This is a genomic window from Streptomyces racemochromogenes, from assembly GCF_044129415.1.
Lineage (GTDB): Bacteria > Actinomycetota > Actinomycetes > Streptomycetales > Streptomycetaceae > Streptomyces > Streptomyces racemochromogenes_A.
In genome coordinates this window covers 1-319 of sequence record NZ_JBBDHD010000362.1, presented here as the reverse complement: position 1 = coordinate 319, position 319 = coordinate 1, and the positions used below count along the sequence as shown (strand labels likewise).

Sequence of the window (319 nt, the reverse complement as noted above, 5' to 3'; positions counted from 1 at the left end):
TCACCCGCGACCGCCTCCAGCAACCGCACCAGCCGCCCCACCAGCACCTCGACCGACCCACGGTCGAACACATCGGTCGCGTAGACGACGCTGCCGGCGATCCCGGCGGGTTCGCCGCGGTCGGACCGCTGTTCGGCGAGGCTGAAGCCGAGGTCGAACTTGGCGGCGCCGACATCGAGGCCGGACACCTCGGTGGGCAGGTCACCCAGCCGGAGCGAGGCCCGCTCCTGCGACTGGAGGGTGAGCATGACCTGGAAGAGGGGGTGGTGGGCCAGCGAGCGGACCGGGTTGACGACCTCGACCAGCCGCTCGAACGGCA

At 71.5% G+C, this 319-nt stretch carries 1 protein-coding gene; it reads right to left on the bottom strand.

All coding sequences use genetic code 11. The features are described from left to right. Positions 1-319, bottom strand: a 319-nt coding sequence (locus WDV06_RS37290; protein ID WP_395514217.1) for a condensation domain-containing protein, incomplete at both ends; no start/stop codon positions are given.